Source organism: Streptosporangium sp. NPDC006007 (assembly GCF_040614315.1).
Classification (GTDB): Bacteria; Actinomycetota; Actinomycetes; order Streptosporangiales; family Streptosporangiaceae; genus Streptosporangium.
On record NZ_JBEXUG010000020.1, the window covers coordinates 109,528 to 125,518 of the forward strand.

The window sequence follows — 15,991 nt, forward strand, 5'->3', positions numbered from 1 at the left end:
AGAATCTGGCACACTGGTAGCCGAACCGCAGCGGTTCCGGCTCCCGCCCGCGCGCACCCACGGTGTGCACAGCGCGCAAGCCTCACCGGCGAGAGACAGTGGCGACCCGGCGACCGCGCCTTGGAGAGGAACTAGAGGACATGAAGCCCGACATTCACCCGGAGTACGTCACCACCGCGGTGACCTGCACGTGCGGTAACACCTTCACCACCCGTAGCACCGCCAAGAACGGCACGATTCACGCCGACGTGTGCTCGGCCTGCCACCCGTTCTACACGGGCAAGCAGAAGATCCTGGACACCGGTGGCCGGGTGGCGCGCTTCGAGAAGCGCTTCGGCAAGAAGCCCGCGGGTCAGTAGCTCACATCCGGACGCCGGCTCGGAACCACCCCTCGCTTCTCCGAAGGGGTGCGCCTGGGTCGGCGTTCCTGGTGATCAGGCGGATTTCGCACGGACTTCAAGGGAGGACGCACGGTGAATCTCGACGAGCTGCTCAGTGAGTATGCCGAGCTGGAACTCAAGCTCGCCGATCCCGCCGTGCACGCCAACCAGGGCCAGGCGCGTACGTTCGGCAGGCGCTACGCCGAGCTGACCCCGATCGTCAACACCTATCGGGAGCTTGAGGGCGTCCAGAGTGACCTGGGCACCGCCCGGGAGCTGGCGCCGGAGGACGAGTCGTTCGCCCAGGAGGCCAAGGAGCTGGAGGCCCGCGTCCCCGAGCTGGAGCACAGGCTCAGGCATCTGCTGATCCCGCGTGATCCCAACGATGACAAGGACATCATCATGGAGATCAAGGCGGGCGAGGGCGGTGAGGAGTCGGCGCTGTTCGCCGGTGACCTGCTGAGAATGTATCTCCGGTATGCCGAGCGGGTCGGCTGGAAGACCGAGATGATCGACGCCACCCCCTCCGACCTGGGCGGCTACAAGGATGTCACGGTCGCGATGAAGGCCAGGGGCGACGACGGCGTCTGGTCGAGGCTGAAGTTCGAGGGCGGCGTGCACCGGGTGCAGCGCGTGCCGGTGACCGAGTCGCAGGGGCGCATCCACACCAGCGCGGCCGGTGTCCTGGTCTACCCGGAGGCCGAGGAGGTCGACGTGCGGATCGACCCCAACGATCTCCGCATCGACGTCTACCGGTCCAGTGGTCCCGGAGGCCAGAGCGTCAACACCACCGACTCGGCCGTGCGGATCACGCACGTTCCGACCGGTGTGGTGGCCTCCTGCCAGAACGAGAAAAGCCAGCTGCAGAACAAGGAGTCGGCCATGCGGATCCTCCGCGCCCGCCTCCAGGCCATCGCCGAGGAGGAGGCCAACGCCGCGGCCATGGCCGAGCGCAAGTCCCAGATCCGGACCGTGGACCGCTCCGAGCGCATCCGCACCTACAACTTCCCCGAGAACCGCATCTCCGACCACCGGGTCGGCTTCAAGGCGTACAACCTTGACCAGGTTCTGGACGGCGACCTCACGGCCGTCATCCAGGCCCTCCTCGACGCCGAGATGGCGGAGAAGCTCGCGGACCACTCATAGAACGCGCCCATGACCTTTCTGCTGGACGAGATCGCCCTCGCCACCGCCCGGCTCGCCGAGGCAGGTGTGCCGTCGCCGCGCACGGACGCCGAGGAGATCGCCGCTTTTGTCCATGGGGTGCGCCGCAGTGAGCTGCACACCGTCGCGGACGCGGAGTTCGACGCGCTGTTTTGGGAGGGCATCGCCCGGCGCGAGGCCCGTGAGCCGCTCCAGCACATCACCGGCCGCGCGTACTTCCGCTACCTGTCCCTGGAGGTCGGTCCTGGCGTGTTCGTCCCGCGCCCGGAGACCGAGGTCGTGGCGGGGTGGGCCATCGAGCGGTTGCGGGAGATGGACGTCGCCTCGCCGGTGGTCGTGGATCTCGGCACCGGCTCCGGCGCCATCGCGCTCTCCATCGCCCAGGAGGTCGCGCTGGCCACCGTGCACGCCGTGGAGGTCGACCCCGGCGCCTACCGCTGGGCCAAGCGCAACATCCTGGAGCACGGGCAGGACCGGGTCCACCTGCATCCGGAGGATCTGGCCGACGCCCTGCGCGAGCTCGACGGGCAGGTGGACCTCGTCGTCTCCAACCCGCCCTACATCCCGCCCGGCGCCGTGCCCCGCGACCCCGAGGTGCGCGAGTACGATCCGCACCGCGCGCTGTACGGCTCGGGCAGCGACGGTCTCGACGAGGTCAGGGCCGTGGAGCGGACCGCCAGGCGGCTGCTCCGTCCCGGAGGGTTCGTGGCCGTGGAGCACGCCGACGAGCAGGGAACCCCGGTCTACCTGATCTTCCCCGAGGAGAACGGCTGGCGCGACGTCCGCAGCCGTCAGGACCTCACTCGCAGGGATCGCTTCGTCACCGCCCGTTTCGGTCAAGAATAGGTCACGAATAGGATGGCATGCCGTGAGCCGACGTTATGACTGCGCAGACGCCGAACAGCGAGCCGCCGGTATAGCCGACGCCGCGACGGCCGTGCCGAGGGGCGAGCTCGTGGTGCTCCCGACCGACACCGTCTACGGCGTGGGTGTGGACGCGTTCACGCCGGCCGCCGTCACGGCCCTGCTGGAGGCCAAGGGGCGCGGTCGCGACATGCCCGTGCCCGTGCTGGTCGGCACCGTACGGGCCGCCACCGCCCTGGTGGAGAACCTCGGCCCGTACGGCCAGGACCTCGTCGACGCCTTCTGGCCCGGCCCGCTCACACTGATCTGCCGCGCCAACCGGTCGCTGTCGTGGGACCTGGGGGACGCCAAGGGCACCGTCGCCCTCCGGATGCCGCTGCACGCGGTCGCCCTCGAACTGCTCAAGGAGACCGGCCCGCTGGCCGTGTCCAGCGCCAACCGCTCCGGTGCCCCCGCGGCCACCACGGCCGCCGAGGCCGAGGAGCAGCTGGGCGACTCGGTGGCGGTCTATCTCGACGGCGGCCCGTGCGCCGACAACGTCCCGTCCACGATTCTCGACCTGACCACCGCCGTGCCCCGGCTGCTGCGCCAGGGCGCCGTCTCGGTGGGCAGGCTGCGCGGTGTGGTGGGTTACATCGCCACCGACAGTGGATCCGAGTCCGAAGAGTGATCATGGACCCGAGCGTTCCCGCCCTCCTCATCAAGGTCGGGCACTATCCGCTTCATCACGGCGCCGTCGGCGTCGTGCGGACACTGGGACGGCTCGGGGTTCCCGTCCACGTCATCGCCGAGGGGCGCCTCACCTCCGCCGCGCTCTCCCGGCACCGGTCCGGCCGGACCGTCTGGCCGACCACCGGGGCCGAACCGGCTGAGCGGCTCGTGCGGGGGCTGCGGGAGATCGCCTCGTCGCTTTCCGGGCGGGCGGTGGCGGTGGCGACGGACGACGAGGCGGCGATCCTGCTCGCCGAGCACGCCGACGCCCTGTCGGAACACCTGATCCTGCCGCCGGTCCCGCGCGACCTGCCGCGGCTGCTGGCCAGCAAGCACGAGATGTTCCGGCTCTGCCGGCGCTACGACATACCGGCGCCGGAGTCGCGGCTGGTCACCTCGCGCGACCAGATCGACGAGATCGTCCGTGAGTTCGTCTTCCCCGTCGTGATCAAGAACTCCGAGCCGTGGGTCCGGCTGGCCGCGCCGGCGGTCAACCGCTCCACCGTGGTGGGCACGCCGGAGGAGCTGCGCGAGCTGGCCACGGGGTGGCCCGCCGCGCCGTACGCGCTGGTCCAGGAGTATCTCCCGCGGCCGGAGTCGACGGACTGGATCGCCCACGTCTGCTGCGACGGGCAGGGGGACGTCGTGGCGGCCTTCACCGGGGTGAAGGTGCGCTCGTGGCCGCCGCACGTCGGGGTGACGACGTACGCCTACTCGGTGGACAATCCGGAGCTGGCCGCCCTGACCGCCCGGCTCTGCAAGGAGAGCGGCTACTCCGGCATCGCCGACCTGGACTGGCGGCTGGACCACCGTGACGGCAGATACAAGCTGCTCGACTTCAACCCCCGGGTGGGGGCCCAGTTCCGGCTTTTCGAGACCGAGGCCGGGATCGACGTGGTCCGGGCCCACTACCTCACGCTCACCGGGCAGGCGGTCCCGCCGGGGAGGCAGGTCGAGGGGCGGAGGATCATCGTGGAGAACCTGGACGTCCCGGCCCGGATCGCCTATCGGCGCGAGGCGGTGCGGGAGTACCGGATCCCGGAGGGGGGAAGGCGGGAGTTCGCCTGGCTCGCCGCCGACGACCCCCTGCCCGGGCTGGTCACCGCCGTCCGCAGCGCCCGCCCGATGATGCGGCGCGTGGTCACCCGGATCCTCGGCGGGAGGTCTCAGCACGGGTGAACAGTGGGAATGATTGTCCTTCATGTGACTTTTGATCACTAGGTAAGCCTGACTGACCTGCCATCCGTCTCTTCTTACGTGTTCGTACGTTGAGAGGCGAGAGCGGGACGGGTCCGCGCCGCCGTCGCGGTGACCCGGCTCCCCCTGCCGGCCGACAACGACGGCCCCGCCCGCGTCGTCCCGCCCGCGTCGTCCCGGCCTCGCGGCCCCGGTCGCACGTGGTGCGGCCCGGCGGCCACCCGCTGCTTCCCCGGTCGCTCAGACCATTCCGCCGGCGCCGCCGGCCGTGGCTCTCCTTGAGGGACGGGGTGGACGGCGTGGGCGGCGGGGTGCCCCATATGCTGGGAGGGAAACGTCACATATAGTGTGACTTTTGGTGTTTTTGGTGGTCAAGTAAACCTGAGGTGGAGATTATGCGTCCTTCTTGTGCTTGTCCGGCAAGAAGGTGAGATCGTATGAGTACGACGTCGACTGAGCGCAACACGGCCCACCTGTCCGCGTTGCTCCCCTTACCCCTCGCCCCCCGGCGAGGGCGGAGACGGTCGATCACGCGCGTGCTCGTCGCCGGTGACCTCGGTTCTGCCCTGCTGGCCTACCAGGTGGTGCTCGGAGCGAGGTGGTGGTGGGGCGGCTACGTCCCCTGGTTCGAGATGGTGTTCTCGGCGGGCCTGGTGCTCGCCTGGCCGGTGGCGATGTCCTTCGTGGGCGCCTACCGGGGACGGGTCCAGGCCGGTGGTCTGGAGGAGGTCCGGCTGGTGTTCAACGGCGGCCTCGGCCTGGCGGCGGTCGTCGCGATCGGCGCCTACGTCACCAAAATCATGATCGCCAGAAGCATCGTCATGGCCATGCTGCCCCTGGCCATCCTGCTCACCCTCACCTTCCGCCGCTGTCTGCGCGGCTGGCTGCGGCGTAAGGACCCGAGTGGGGAGGCCGCCCACGGCGTCGTGGCCGTCGGGCACCGGGCGTCGGTGCTCGACCTGGTGATGGAGCTGCGCTCCCAGCCCCGGTACGGCATGCGCGTGGTCGCGGCCTGCCTGCCCGGCGGGGCGGCGGCCGGGCAGCTCCCCGACGTCGACGGGGTGCCGATCCTCGGCGACCTCACCGATGTCGCCGACGTGGTGGCCAGGACGTCGGCCGACGCCGTGGCCGTACTGGCCTGCCCCGAGCTGGACGGCGCCGCGCTGCGCAGGCTGGCCTGGAGCCTGGAGATCACCGACACCGACCTGTTCGTCGCCCCCTCGCTGATGGACGTCGCCGGGCCGCGCATCAGCGTCCGCCCGGTGGCCGGGATGACGTTGCTGCACGTCGACCACCCCTCCTTCGGAGGGATCAACCAGGTGGTGAAGAACGTCTTCGACCGGGTCCTGGCCGCGGTGGTCCTGGCCGTCCTCGCGATCCCGATGCTGGTGATCTCCGTCGCGGTCCGGGCCACGAGCGAGGGGCCGGCGCTGTTCCGGCACACCCGGGTGGGGCTGGGCGGCCGGGAGTTCCAGGTCCTGAAGTTCCGGACCATGGTCAACGGCGCGGATCGGCCGGCCGGCGCCGGCTCCGAGGGGGCGCCGGTCAAGCGGCGGGAGGACCCGCGTATCACCAAAGTGGGAACGTTCCTACGCCGCTCCTCCCTCGACGAGCTCCCGCAGCTCGTCAACGTGCTCCGCGGTGAGATGTCGCTCGTCGGACCACGCCCGCTGGTGCCCGAGGAGTTCGCCATGTACGGCGCCGACATCCACCGGAGGCTGGTCGTCCGCCCGGGGATGACGGGCCTGTGGCAGGTCAGCGGCCGTTCCGACCTCTCCTGGGAGGAGCGGATGCGGATGGACCTGCGCTATGTCGAGAACTGGTCCCTCGCCCTGGACCTGCAACTGCTCTGGAAGACTTGGGGGGCGGTTGCGCGGGCCAGGGGAGCCTACTGATCCCGGCCGGTCCTCAGCGGACCTGGTCGACCGCGTTGCCGCCGTCGTTCTCCCTGACGTAGTCGTCGACGCGGTCGTCCTGGATCGCCCGGCTGAGGTCCCGGACCCTCGGCATGTCCAGATAGACCACGCTCTGCGGACCCCGCATGCCGGTGCCCTTCACCGACATGGTGACGTAGTCGAGCGTGTCGAGACCGGCCAGTTCGAACACCCGCGATCTGAGGATCCCGGGGGTGACCCCGGAGTCGACGCTGATCGTCTTGGTCAGGGAGCGCAGCAGGTCGTTGACCTTCACCGGGTTGGCGAGGGTCTCGGCGCTGAGCACCTTGTCGGCGATGGAGTCGAGCAGCGCCTGCTGGCGCTTGATCCGGTCGAGGTCCCCGCCGGGGAGGTTGACCCGCTGGCGGACGAACTGCAGGGCCTTCTCGCCGTCGAGGTGCTGGCGGCCGGCCTGCCAGGTGACGCCGCTGAGCGGGTCCCGCACGGTCTGCGCCACCTCGACGTCGACCCCGCCGATCGCGTCGGTGGCCGCGGAGAACCCCTGGAAGTCGATCGCCGCGTAGTGATCGATCCGGACGCCGGTGAGCTTCTCCACCGTTTTGATCAGCAGGGCCGGGCCGCCCCAGGAGAAGGCGGCGTTGATCTTGGCCTTGCCCCTGCCGGGAACGGAGACCCACGAGTCCCTCGGGATCGAGATCACGCAGACCCGGTTCCGGCTCTCGGAGAGGTGGACCAGCATGATCGTGTCGGTGCGCTGCTGACCGGGCCGCCAGAGCCGGGCCGCCGCGTCCTTGCCGGTGGTCGTCCCCGTGGAGCGGGTGTCGGTCCCCACCAGCAGCCAGTTCTCTCCCACCCCCGCCTCGGGCGGGGGCCGATCGGCCTCCAGGGTGGGCAGGGCGTCGGGGATGCGGACGATGTCGCTGTCGAGACTGCTCTGGAATGCGTAGAGCGTTCCAGCCGTGCAGGCGCCCATCAACACCCCGGCGGTTCCGGTGATCAGCAGGAGGCGGAGGGCGCGATGCATGGGGGATGCCCCTATCGAGTCAGACATACCAAAAAAGTTGCTATGCAACCTGCGATACCTTATGTCGCGCTGGCACTGATTGACACTGCCGGCTCTCGTACTTGCACGTGTCACGGAGGTCATGGTGGGGCTTGACGCCGTGAGACGACCCGCACCCGGCGGCACCCGCCCCGGACGGCCGACGAGAGTGCTCCACGTGACCGAGTGCTGGGGCAGCGGGGTCGCCACCGCCGTGCACGCCTACATCAAGGCCACGCCCGGCCACGACCACTGGCTGCTGATGGCGCACGACGCGGCCGATCCGCTGCTGGACGCCGAAAGCCTGCTCAGCGGCCTGAGGATCTTCGCCGACGGGCACGTGGCCAGGATCCGCGACGTGGCCGCCGCCTACCGGGAGACCCGTCCCGACATCGTGCACGCCCACTCCTCCTACGCGGGCCTCTACGTCCGCTCCTGCCCGTCGATCCCGAGCCGGCGCATCGTCTACACCCCGCACTGCTACGCGTTCGAGCGGACCGACATCAGCCGTCCCATCCGGTACGGCTTCCGCCTCGCCGAGACGCTGCTCGCCCCGCGCACCGGCGTCGTGGCCGCGGTGAGCCCGAGGGAGGCCGATCTCGCGGTCCGGCTCCGCGGCGGCCAGCGGGTGGTCTACGTCCCCAACGTCGTCCCCGAGATCCCGGCCGTCGTCCCCGAGGTCCCGGCGGCGGGCGGCCGGGAACGTTCCGGACTCACGGCGATCTCCGTCGGCCGCATCTGCGCGCAGAAGGACCCCGCCTTCCTCGCCGAGGCCGCCCGCGCGGTCGGCCCGTCCACCAGGTGGATCTGGGCCGGCGACGGAGACCCGGCCCTGCGCCGGACCCTGGAGGACGCCGGGGTCGTCGTGACGGGCTGGCTCGCCCGCCAGGAGGTGCTGGCCCTGCTCGGCACCGCCGACGTCTACGTGCACACCGCGAGCTGGGAGGGCGCCCCGGTCTCCGTGCTGGAGGCGGTGGGGGCCGGGCTGCCCGTGGTGGCGCGGGACATCCCCGCGCTGCGCAGCCTGGGCGTGCCCGACCTGGTGGCGACACCCGCCGAGTGCGCGCTGGCCGTACAGGCGCTCCAGGACGACCTGCTCCGCCACGGCGCGGAGCGGCGCCTGGCCGACGCGCTGGCCGGCCACACCCCCCGGCACCAGGCCGCCGGGCTCGCCCACGCCTACTCGCTCGCCCTGGGGACGTCATGAGGATCGCGGTGAGCGGTAAGGTCCTCCGCCGCAACGTGGGCGGCAACACCTCCTACACGCAGACGCTCTACACCTCGCTGGCCCGCTTCGGGATCGAGTACGAGGCCCTCGTCCCCATGGGCGACGGGCTCGGCGGGGGCGCCAGGCAGCTCGCCTACGCCGTCGCGGACGGCCTGCTCTGGCCGGCCCGCCCCGGCCGCGCCGACCTGCTGCACTTCCCGGCCGACACCGGGGCGTTGATCGGCTCCCGGGTGCCGATCGCGGCCACGGTGCACGGCGTCGAGGACGCGCCGGTCCCCGGGCTGGCCCGCGCGCTCTGGAAGCGCACCTGGCTGGCCAGGGTCGGCAGGCTCACCAGGGTCGCCGACGCGGTGATCACCGTCTCGCACCACTCGGCGGGCGAGATCAGCCGGGTCTTCGGCCTCCCCGCCGCGCGGCTCCACGTGATCCCGCACGGGCTGGACGCGGGCCGCTTCCACCCCCTGGGCGACGGCGACGGCGCCCTCCTCGCCCCGCTGGGACTGCCCGACCGGTTCGTGCTCTACCTCGGCAACCTCGACCCGCGCAAGAACGTCACCGCCCTGACCGAGGCGACCGCGCGCCTGAGAGTCCCCCTGGTGGTCGCCGGAGGCGGATTCATCGGCTCGGGGCCGGTCGAGCGGGCGCTGGCCGAGGCGCCGCACGCCCGCTACCTCGGCCAGGTGCCGCACGAACTCGTGGCGCCCCTGATGCGGGCGGCCACGGTGTTCGCCTTCCCCTCGGGGCACGAGGGCTTCGGAATGCCGGTGCTTGAGGCCATGGCCTGCGGCACCCCGGTGGTGACCTCCGACCGGGCGGCGCTGCCCGAGGTGGCCGGCGACGCCGCCGTGCTCGTCTCCGACCTCGGCGCGCGAGGCATCGCGGCGGCGCTGGAGGGCATCCTGTCCGACGACTCCGCCGCCGCGGAGTTACGGGCCGGGGGGATCGGCCGGGCCGCGCTCTTCTCCTGGGAGACCTCGGCGCGCCGCCACGCCGAGGTCTTCACCTCCCTGGTCGAAGGCGGGGGCGCCACGGCATGAGCACCGTACGGCTGCCGCTGCGCGAGGGGGCGTGGTGGCTCCACCCCGCCTGGACCGCGATGCTCGCCACCGTGCCCGGGCTGCTGGCGGCCGGGCTGATCGGGGACGACAGCTTCCGCGAGTGGTGGCGGACGCCGAAGGTCTTCGACGACGGCAAGGCGCTCACCGTCACGGCGTTCATCGGCGTCTTCGTCGTGGGCTGCATGCTGCCGTCGCTGGCCAGGACGGTGCGGGCCGGCGACATACCGGTCAACCCCGGCCAGCGCCGGCTGCTGCTCCTGGCGGGCCGCGCCGCCGCCGTGCTCACCGTGACGGGCTACGCGGCCTGGATGGCCTCGGCGGTGTCGAGCGGACTCAGCCTCGCCGACCTGACGAAGGTCTTCTCCCTCAGCCCCGGCTCGGCCGACGCGATCAAGTCCGACCTCGCCACCATCGGCGGGGTGACGACGCTGACCCAGCTGGGCCCGCTGGCCATGGTCTGCCTCCTGCTGGACCGCAGACTCGGCGGCGGGCGGCACACCGCGATGTTCGCGCTGCTCGCCGGGCTGACGGTGGCGCGGGTCGTGCTCAACTCCGAGCGGCTCGCCCTGATGGAGATCATGCTGCCGATCCTCGCCGTGGTCTCGACGCTCCGGCCGGGCGACGGGCGGCGCCACTACCGCTGGCTCTGGGCCGGGCTGCCGCTGCTCGCCCCCTTCGCGCTGGTCATGCTCTTCGGCACGTTCGAATACGTGCGCAGCTGGTCCCACTACTCCTCGATCGTGCACATCGACTACCCCGAGTTCGTGCTGCGCCGGCTGACCGGCTACTACGCCACGGCCTACAACAACTCCGCCATCGTGGTCGACCACATCGGCCCCGGCCTCGCCTGGCCGTACTACACCGTGGGGTTCCTGTGGAACTTCCCCGGCGTGTCCGCGCTGCTGACCCCGGAGTCCGTGCTGGGCTTCGACCCCGCCCGGGTCTGGCCCGGCCTGCTGTGGCGGCTCGGCAACCCCGAGTACAACAACACCGGCGGCATGCTCGCGCCCCTCGCCGACTACGGGCTCGCCGGCGGCCTGCTCTTCTGGGCGGCGGCGGGGCTGGCCGTCGGCGTCTGCTACCGCTGGATGCGCTCGGGCGAGCTGCGCGGCCTGGTCCTCTACCCGCTGCTGTACGTGGGCCTGGTCGACCTGGTCAGATACTTCTACTGGGGTGAGGGCCGGGCCTTCCCCACCCTCGCCGGCGCGATGTTCCTGGCCCTGCTCGTGCACCGGCGGCGAGATCCCGGGATGAAGACGTGACTGCGGCGCGACGGGGGATGTGGACCCTCGCCGACCATGTGATCTGCAGCGGAAGCAACTTCGCCCTCATGATCCTCGTGGCGGGCAACGTCTCGGTCGTCACCCTGGGGGAGTTCGCCCTCCTCTACGGGTTCTACGTGGTGGTCGTGGAACTGTCACGGGCCGCGGTCAGCGAGCCGCTCCTGGTCCGGCGGCCCGAGGGGGACGCCGCGGTGCGCCGGGCGCTGGCGGACAGCTCCGGTTCCGCGGCCGTGTTCGGCGCCGTCGCCGGAGTGGTACTGCTGGCCGTGTCCCCCCTGCTGATCGGCTCGCACTGGCGGTCGGCCGTGGTGCTCGCCCTGCTGCTGCCCGCCCTGCTGGTCTGGGACGCGATCCGGCTGGCGTTCATCGCGATCGGCCGGCAGCGCCGTACGGTGCTGGTCGACATCGTGGGCGGGGTGGTGCAGGTCTCGGCGGCGTTCGCCGCGCTGCACATGAGCACGGGGCTGAGCTGGCTGGTGGCGGGCTGGGGGTTCGGCGGCCTGGTCGCCGCGGTGCTCGCGGTGGGCCAGGCGGGGACGCTGCCCCGGCTCACCGCGCCGCGCCGCTGGCTGCGCGAGTACGGCAAGCTGGTCCGGCCGTACTTCGTGGAGACGGGGGCGCTCTCCCTGGCGGGCTACGCCGTGCTGATCGTCCTCGGGCACATCGCGGGCCCGGCGGCCGTGGGCGCGTGGCGGGCGGCGCTGACGCTGTTCGGCCCGGCGAACGTGGTGATGGCGGCCGGCCGGGTCGTGGTGGTCAGCGAGCTCTCCCGGCTCAGGTCCGCTGCACCGGGCCGGATGCTCAGGTCCGCGGCCACCGCCGGGCTGCTGTGCGGGGCCGTGGGCGCCCTGGCGGGCACCGTCGCGACCCTCCTGCCGGACTCAGTCGGCCAGGCCCTCCTGGGTGAGTCCTGGGCGGACGTGGGGCCGCTCGTCCTCGCCTTCACCGCCCTGCTCGTCATCGAGGGACTCGGCCTGGGGCCCTACGGCGTGCTCCGCGCCATGGAACGGGTCCGCATGCTGTTCGTCCTGCGGGTGGCCGTGGCCGGAGGACGCGTGCTGGCGGTCAGCGTGGGGGCGGCGCTGGCCGGCGCGACGGGCGCGGCCACGGCCAGCTCACTGGTCGAGGCCACCGGGTTCCTGAGCGCCCTGATCCTGCTCACCGTCGTCTTCGCCGCCGTGCCTCCACGCACGCCGCCGGTAACACCCCGTCAGTCGAGAGAGCACCTGTGAACGCCAGAGATCTGATCGCCGGAGTCCGTAGAAACCTGCTGCTCGTGATCCTGCTCGCCGTCGTCGGCACCGGCGCCGGACTCGGGATCGGCCTGCTGCAGGCGGAGGAGTACAAGACCACGACCACCCTGTTCGTCTCCGTCGCCCAGGGCAGCCAGTCCAGCATCGACCAGAGATACCAGGGCACCCTGTTCACCCAGGAGAGGGTGCGCTCCTACGCCGCGCTCGTCACCACCCCGACGGTGACCAGGCCGGTGATCAGGGATCTCGGGCTGCCGCTGAAGCCCGAGGAACTGGCCGCGAGGCTTGAGGTGGACGTGCCGGTCGACACCGTCCTGCTCAACATCACCGCCCGGTACGGCGACGCGGCGACCGTGGCGAAGATCGCCAACGCGGTGACCGCGCGGCTCGTCGCGGTGGTCGCGGAGCTGGAGACGCCGGACCGGACCCAGATCTCCGCGATCCGCGTGAAGGTGGTCAGGGACGCCGCGGTGCCGGAGCGGCCGAGCAGCCCCCGGATCGTCCTCGACGTCGTGCTGGGGCTCGCGCTCGGGCTCGTCGGAGGGGTCGGCCTCGGCGCCCTGCGCGAGGCGCTCGACACCCGGCTCCACAGCGCGGCCGACCTGATGCGGCTGAGCGACCAGCCCGTCCTGGCCATGGTGCCCAAGGACGCCGCCGCGCAGACCACCCCCCTCGCCGGCGACCGGTTCGGCCCGCGCGCCGAGGCGTACCGCAAGCTGCGCACCGCCCTGCGCTTCGCCGGGGTCGACCGCCCGGCGAAGACGTTCCTGATCACCAGCCCGCTCATGGGCGACGGGAAGTCGACGACCGCGGTCAACCTGGCCGGAGCGCTGGCGGCCGAGGGCGCCCAGGTGATCCTGCTGGAGGTCGACCTGCGCCGCCCGGCGCTCGCCGGGATGCTCGGGCTCGTCGGCGAGGCGGGGCTGACCAGCGTGCTCACCGGGAGGGCTGAGCTGTCCGAGGTCGCCCAGTCGACGTCGGGGCCGCACCGGATCACCGTGCTCACCAGCGGACCGCTGCCGCCCAACCCCAGCGAGCTGCTGGGCACCCAGCGCATGCGGGACCTGCTGGACCGGCTGTCGCAGGGCTTCGACTACGTCATCCTGGACGCCCCGCCCCTGCTGCCCGTCACCGACGCGGCCGTGCTCGTGCCCGAGGTCGACGGGACCATCGTCGTGACGCGGGCGAAGAAGACCAGACGCGAGGAACTGCGCGAGGCCCTGACCATCCTGGAGACGGCCAGGGGGCGCGTCATCGGACTGGTCTTCAACTGCGGGAAGGCGCCCGCGGCCGACCGGTACGGCCCCTACGTGCGAGACGGGGCCCAGCCCCAGCCCCAGCCCCAGACGCACGACACCGTCCAGGATCGGGCCCTGCCCGCCGCCGGGCGGAGGTCGAAGAGAGGGGGCACGCCGGTCAGCGGGGACCGAGCAACTCCCCCAGCGCGCGGCTGAGCGAGCCGCCGATCACCCTGGCGCACCTGCCGTACTCCTCCGGCGGCTCGCCGTACGGATCGGCGATCTCGACCGGATGGTGGCGGGCCGGGGCGCCCCGGCGTCTCGCCACGGCCCGGACCACGGCGTGCGCCCGCCCGACGGTGTCGGACCGGTGGCGGACCTTCCGCCCCTCCGCGAGGTGGGCGAACTCGCGGAGGGTGAAGGTCTTGTGCATCGCGGTCGGCTCCATCGTCACCGCCGAGCCCCGGTGCCCGGTCTCCATCGTGAGGATGAGATCCGAGTCGTTGACGAGGGCGCTGTCCAGCGGTCGCGCGTGATGCGCCGAGCCGTCCAGGCCGAGGTTCCTCAGAGTGGCGAGCGCGTACGGCGCCATGGGGTGGCCCACCCAGGCGTGGGTGCCCGCGCTCGTCACCAGGACCGGACAGGCGGAGGACCGCAGCATCGCCTTGGCGATCATCTCCGCCATCGGAGAGCGGACGATGTTCGCCGTACAGACGATCAGAATCCGGAAGTCCTCTCTCACCTCGTCTATTTTAGCCGCGAGGTGAGAGATCAAGACCGAAGCGATCCTTGAGGATGCCCCGGATGTTGGGGTAGGTCTTGTTCATCTGGTGGGCGAGCACCCGGCCCCGCAGACCCGCGGGCCCGGTCTCGTCGAAGGGCTCGATGCGCGGCATCGCGAACAGGCCCGCGTGCTCGGTGTGCCAGAGAGCGCAGGCGTAGCCGAAACCCGCCTCGGTGACCGCCTCCACCTCGCGGGCGCCGTGCTGCCCGTACGGGTAGCAGAACCCGTCGACCACCTCGCCCGTCAGGTCCTCCAGCATCGCCCTGCTCGTCGTGAACTCCTCGGACAGCCGCCGGTCGCCGTCCACCGACGGCAGCCTGGGGTGGGTGAGCGAGTGCGAGCCGATCTCCATGCCCGCGGCGACCACCTCGCGGAGCTGCCCGGCCGTCATCACGTCCCTGGGGATCCCGGGGTCCCACGAGCTGTTCTTCCCCACGTGGCCCGCGACGACGAACACCGTGGCGGTGAAGCCGTACTCCACCAGGGCGGGCACGACGGTCGTGGCGAAGTCGGTGTAGCCGTCGTCGAAGGTGAGCCCCACCAGGCCGGCGGCCTCGCCCCTCGCCTCGGCGGCGCGGAGCTCGCGCATCGTGACGCCGCGCAGACCCCGGTCACGTAACCAGCGCATGTGGCGGTGGAAACTGGCCGGCGAGACCGTGATCCGGAGTGGGTCACGGTCGAATTCCGCCACAGAGTGGTAGACCCACACCATCGGTGACTTGTTCCTGCGAATCATTATGGAAGGCTCCAATCGCATCTTGCTGCGCTGGCCTACCATATCGACGTGAATCCCACTCCACGGGTCGCTCTGGTCGTCACGACGATCGGCCGGCCCGAGACCCTCGACCGCCTGCTCCGTTCGGTGCTTGAGCAGAGTTCGCCGGTCACCGAGATGATGGTCGTCGACCAGAGCGGCGAAACCGGGACGGCGGAGGTCGTCGAGCGCTGGCGGGACCGCCTGCCCATCCGCCGGGTGACCACGCCGCGCGGCCTGTCCGCCGGGCGCAACGCCGGGGTGGCGGCGCTCGGCGACCACGACATCGTGGGCTTTCCCGACGACGACACGTGGTACGCCCCCGACACCCTCGCCCGGGTGCGCGAGGCGATCGGCGAGCGCGGGGTGGTCTCCGGCATGCTGCTCGACGCGGCCGGGCGACCGGCCCAGCTGGCCTTCGGGGCCGAACCCGCGGTCCTCGACAGCACCACCGTGTGGTCCCAGGCCATCGAGGCGACGTGTTTCTACACCTCGTCCTTCATGCGCGCGGTGGGAGACTTCGACGAGGGGCTCGGGGCGGGCTGCCCGACACCGTGGCAGTCCGGGGAGGGGACCGACCTGCTCCTGCGCGGCCTGCGGAGCGGCTGGTCGATCGCCTACGACCCGAGGATCACCGTCTACGAGGACAACCCCTCCGTTCCCGCGGCGGGCACCAGGGAGTCCCGGCTCAGGGCCCGCCACGTGGCGCGGGGGACCGGCCGGGTGTACCGCAGGCACTACGGCCGGCGAGACCGGCTCAGGACGCTGGCCAGACCGCTCGGCGGCGCGCTGCTGAGTGTCGTCCGGGCGCGCTGGGCGGAGGCCGGCTGGCATCTGCAGCGGCTGGTCGGCCGGCTGGAGGGCATCACCGGGATCCTGCTCCCGGCCCGCCGCCACATCTACTCCAGGACCTGATCACCTCCTTCTCCTCCGGAACGGTCCCGCGGGGCTTCTCCGGAACGGTCCCGTACGGGTGACCCCGGGTGGCCGTGACGGTTCCGGTCTCACCGGCTCGGACATGGGGCGCCGACGGCCGGTGTCAATGATCCATCAATGCCCACCGAGGGGGCCGTCGCCTTTAGGCGACGGGGGAATCGGGGGCGGGAGGGCCGCCAGGGCCCGAGCGTGCCCTGACCCGCT

Annotated in this window: 15 protein-coding genes; 12 read left to right on the forward strand and 3 right to left on the reverse strand. The window is 71.7% G+C overall.

Annotated features, from left to right (window positions below; genetic code table 11):
* Positions 1-140: 140 nt before the first annotated feature.
* The 6 genes from rpmE (at position 141) to ABZ194_RS17765 (ending at position 6,211) form a co-directional block, all read left to right on the forward strand.
* Positions 141-359: a 50S ribosomal protein L31 gene (gene rpmE / locus ABZ194_RS17740; RefSeq protein ID WP_355597412.1), complete on the forward strand. Its 219-nt coding sequence runs from the start codon at positions 141-143 to the stop codon at positions 357-359.
* Between the two features lie 114 nt (positions 360-473).
* A complete protein-coding gene (gene prfA / locus ABZ194_RS17745; RefSeq protein WP_355597414.1) occupies positions 474-1,526 on the forward strand; it encodes a peptide chain release factor 1 in 1,053 nt (350 codons plus the stop codon).
* A 9-nt stretch (positions 1,527-1,535) separates the two neighbouring features.
* On the forward strand, positions 1,536-2,390 hold the full coding sequence (prmC, locus tag ABZ194_RS17750; RefSeq protein WP_355597416.1) for a peptide chain release factor N(5)-glutamine methyltransferase: 855 nt from the start codon (positions 1,536-1,538) through the stop codon (positions 2,388-2,390).
* Between the two features lie 22 nt (positions 2,391-2,412).
* Complete coding sequence (locus ABZ194_RS17755; RefSeq protein WP_355597418.1) at positions 2,413-3,078, forward strand: L-threonylcarbamoyladenylate synthase; 666 nt, start codon at positions 2,413-2,415, stop codon at positions 3,076-3,078.
* Between the two features lie 2 nt (positions 3,079-3,080).
* The gene (locus ABZ194_RS17760; RefSeq protein ID WP_355597420.1) at positions 3,081-4,298 is read left to right on the forward strand and encodes a hypothetical protein; all 1,218 of its coding nucleotides are present in this window, start codon (positions 3,081-3,083) and stop codon (positions 4,296-4,298) included.
* A 455-nt stretch (positions 4,299-4,753) separates the two neighbouring features.
* Positions 4,754-6,211 carry a sugar transferase gene (locus ABZ194_RS17765; protein ID WP_355597421.1) on the forward strand — a complete coding sequence of 486 codons (1,458 nt, stop codon included), beginning with the start codon at positions 4,754-4,756 and terminating at the stop codon, positions 6,209-6,211.
* 13 nt (positions 6,212-6,224) lie between these two features.
* On the opposite strand, the gene ABZ194_RS17770 is transcribed toward ABZ194_RS17765, so the two are convergent.
* Positions 6,225-7,235: an LCP family protein gene (locus ABZ194_RS17770; protein ID WP_355597423.1), complete on the reverse strand. Its 1,011-nt coding sequence runs from the start codon at positions 7,233-7,235 to the stop codon at positions 6,225-6,227.
* A 196-nt stretch (positions 7,236-7,431) separates the two neighbouring features.
* Between ABZ194_RS17770 and ABZ194_RS17775 the strand changes: the two genes are divergently transcribed.
* Genes ABZ194_RS17775 through ABZ194_RS17795 form a run of 5 tightly spaced genes read left to right on the forward strand, consistent with a single transcriptional unit; the run spans position 7,432 to position 13,529 of the window.
* Positions 7,432-8,460, forward strand: a complete 1,029-nt coding sequence (locus ABZ194_RS17775; protein ID WP_355597424.1) for a glycosyltransferase — start codon at positions 7,432-7,434, stop codon at positions 8,458-8,460.
* A gap of 8 nt (positions 8,461-8,468) precedes the next feature.
* Positions 8,469-9,518, forward strand: coding sequence for a glycosyltransferase family 1 protein (locus ABZ194_RS17780; RefSeq protein ID WP_355597426.1), 1,050 nt, complete (start codon positions 8,469-8,471; stop codon positions 9,516-9,518).
* Complete coding sequence (locus ABZ194_RS17785) at positions 9,515-10,801, forward strand: O-antigen polymerase (protein ID WP_355597428.1); 1,287 nt, start codon at positions 9,515-9,517, stop codon at positions 10,799-10,801. Before ABZ194_RS17780 ends, ABZ194_RS17785 begins: the two co-directional genes overlap by 4 nt.
* Complete coding sequence (locus ABZ194_RS17790) at positions 10,798-12,054, forward strand: hypothetical protein (protein WP_355597430.1); 1,257 nt, start codon at positions 10,798-10,800, stop codon at positions 12,052-12,054. The genes ABZ194_RS17785 and ABZ194_RS17790 overlap by 4 nt, the downstream gene beginning before the upstream one ends.
* Entirely contained in the window at positions 12,051-13,529 is a 1,479-nt protein-coding gene (locus tag ABZ194_RS17795) for a polysaccharide biosynthesis tyrosine autokinase (RefSeq protein ID WP_355597432.1), read from the forward strand. Before ABZ194_RS17790 ends, ABZ194_RS17795 begins: the two co-directional genes overlap by 4 nt.
* On the opposite strand, the gene ABZ194_RS17800 is transcribed toward ABZ194_RS17795, so the two are convergent.
* Together ABZ194_RS17800 and ABZ194_RS17805 are read right to left on the reverse strand one after the other, a co-directional pair.
* Positions 13,492-14,055, reverse strand: coding sequence for a hypothetical protein (locus ABZ194_RS17800; protein WP_355597434.1), 564 nt, complete (start codon positions 14,053-14,055; stop codon positions 13,492-13,494). The genes ABZ194_RS17795 and ABZ194_RS17800 overlap by 38 nt on opposite strands.
* 10 nt (positions 14,056-14,065) lie before the next feature.
* Positions 14,066-14,809 carry a polysaccharide deacetylase family protein gene (locus ABZ194_RS17805; protein ID WP_355597436.1) on the reverse strand — a complete coding sequence of 248 codons (744 nt, stop codon included), beginning with the start codon at positions 14,807-14,809 and terminating at the stop codon, positions 14,066-14,068.
* A 72-nt stretch (positions 14,810-14,881) separates the two neighbouring features.
* Between ABZ194_RS17805 and ABZ194_RS17810 the strand changes: the two genes are divergently transcribed.
* Positions 14,882-15,766, forward strand: a complete 885-nt coding sequence (locus ABZ194_RS17810; protein WP_355597439.1) for a glycosyltransferase — start codon at positions 14,882-14,884, stop codon at positions 15,764-15,766.
* Positions 15,767-15,991 lie beyond the last annotated feature (225 nt).